The sequence below is a fragment of the Klenkia sp. AC732 genome (genome assembly GCF_979256525.1).
The window spans coordinates 1-2,237 of record NZ_CEEDOS010000087.1; the positions used below are offsets into that span (position 1 = coordinate 1).

The following is a 2,237-nucleotide window of genomic DNA, read 5'->3' on the forward strand; positions in this document are numbered from 1 at the left end:
CCAAGGGGTTCCAGGCACGGGGGCGGACGTCCTCCGATGGGGTGGACCGGTGGAACCGGCCGGTCACGTTCCGTAGGGCCCCCGGGTCCCTGGGGCGCCCAGGCCACCCGCGGCACGGCGTCCGAGACCCGGTGACGGGGGTGCGGCCAGCCGCCCTCAGGCGGGGGTCGGGTGCCGCCGGGCGAGGACGGCGGCCAGCGCCGACAGCACCAGCACCAGGACCGCCAGCGCGACAGCGGCGGTGGTCAGCGAGCTGGCGGTCGCGATCTCACCGACCCCGACCACCGGCACCGTGATCCCCAGGTAGGCCACCACGAAGAAGCTCGACGTCACGGCGGCCCGCTCGTCGGGGGAGGCGAGACCACCGACCCGGGCGACCGCGGACTGGAAGGAGAACCCGACGCCGGCTCCGGCCACCACCCCGGACAGCAGGAAGAGCACCAGCGACCCGGCAGCCAGTGCGACGACGACCAGCGCCGTCCCCAGCGGGAGCAGCAGCGCACCGACCAGAGCGGCGCGGTCCGGGTCCCACCGCTGCACCAGCAGCTGCGCCGCGACCGCGGCCACGAACATCACCGCCACCGACAACCCGACGGTCTGCGGCCCGGGGTCGCCCAGCTCCTGCCCCAGGAACGACGACGTCAGGGAGGTGAACAGCCCGAGCACCGCGAAGGCGGCGAACCCACCGACCGCAGCGGCGACGAACCTCGGCCGCCCGGAGCGGGGCACCGACAACCGCTGCGGCCGGACGGCGCCCAGCAGCCCGGTGGTCCGCGGCCGGGTCTCGGGCAGCAGCGGCAGGGCGAGCACCGGCAGCAGCAGGACCAGGAAGGCCACGTAGGGCCCGGTCGTCGGGCCCGGCAGGTGCTGGGCAACCAGGCCGGAGACGACCGGCCCCAGGCCCAGCCCGCCCATGTTGGCCACCGTCGCCAGGGTGGTCGCGGTGCGCCGGTCGGGGTGCAGCTCGGCGATGGCAGCGGTCGCCGTCCCGGTGGTCAGCCCGACCGAGAGCCCGGACAGCACCCGGGCGACCAGCAGGCCCGGCAGCGTCGGGGCCAGCAGGAACACCGCGGTCGACGCGACCGCGATGCCGACGGCGAGGGCCAGCACCGGCCGCCGTCCGAGCCGGTCGGACAGGCCGCCGCCCAGCAGCAGCGCCGTCAGGGTGCCGACGGCGTAGGCGGCGAAGACCACCGTCACCTGCAGCTCGGAGAGGTCCAGGGAACGCACGTAGAACGGGTAGAGCGGTGCCGGCACCGTCCCGCCGAGTATCACCACCGTGAACAGCCAGACGACCAACCAGACCGCTCCGCGTCCCCGCACGGGGTGACCGTAGGCCTCCTCCGTGATCGCTCATCACCGTGGGTGAGTGCGTCGGGCGGGCGTTCATCCTTTCGTGGCGGGACCGTCCACGGACGGCAGGCGACCCTCACGATCAGTCACCGGAGAGGCCGCCGTCCCGGGTGGCCCGAGCTGGACACGGAGCGTCGATGACCACCCCGCACCACGGCCGCCCCCTGCAGGTGCAGCGGCTGCAGACGGTCCCCGCCGACCTGGTCGACTCCTTCTACGAGCTGTACCGCGTCGCCTTCGAGCCGCTGCGCACCCTGGCCGCGGCCCGGCACGTGCTGTCCCCCGCTGAGTTCACCGAGGAGATGGCCGACGAGCGCATCGACAAGTACGTGGCCTTCGGCGAGGACGGCACCGCCCTGGGGCTGACCACCTTCACCGGCGACCTGACCGCCGTCCCCTGGATCGAGCCGGCCTACTTCGCCGCCCGGCACCCCGCCCACGCCGCGCGGGACGCCATCTACTACCTGGGCTTCACGCTCACCCACCCCGACGTCCGCCGCAGCCTGGTCTTCCGCACGACCCTGCAGCCGATCATCGACCGGGTCGTCGCCGACCGGGGCGTCGTCGCCTTCGACATCTGCGCGCACAACGACACCGTCCAGCACATGAGCGCGACGTTGGAGCAGTGGATGGTCGGCGCCTGCGACGGCACGATGCGCGCCCCCGACCGGCAGACCTACTACGAGATGGAGGTCCACGGCCCCCGCGTCGCCTGACCCGTGCCTGGTGGGACCACTGCGTCACGCGGAGTGCTGAGGACGCAGTCCCGCGGCCGAGTGCGTCCGGAGCACTCGCGGTCCTCGTCCACAGGTGCGGTCGGTGTCCACAGATCGTGGCGAGGGGCTGTCGGCCGGCCTCCGGGGTGCCGGGCGGCGAAGTAGGCC

2 protein-coding genes are annotated in these 2,237 nt (G+C 74.0%); one reads left to right on the top strand and one right to left on the bottom strand.

Annotation, left to right across the window (positions count from 1 at the left end):
* Positions 1–156: 156 nt before the first annotated feature.
* Positions 157–1,323 (bottom strand): MFS transporter, encoded by a 1,167-nt coding sequence (locus tag AC0IVP_RS21780; protein WP_471759262.1) that lies wholly within the window; start codon positions 1,321–1,323, stop codon positions 157–159.
* Positions 1,324–1,490: 167 nt separating this feature from the next.
* Here AC0IVP_RS21780 and AC0IVP_RS21785 point away from each other — a divergent pair, with 167 nt between their 5' ends.
* The gene (locus AC0IVP_RS21785; RefSeq protein WP_471759263.1) at positions 1,491–2,069 is read left to right on the top strand and encodes a hypothetical protein; all 579 of its coding nucleotides are present in this window, start codon (positions 1,491–1,493) and stop codon (positions 2,067–2,069) included.
* Positions 2,070–2,237: the final 168 nt, after the last annotated feature.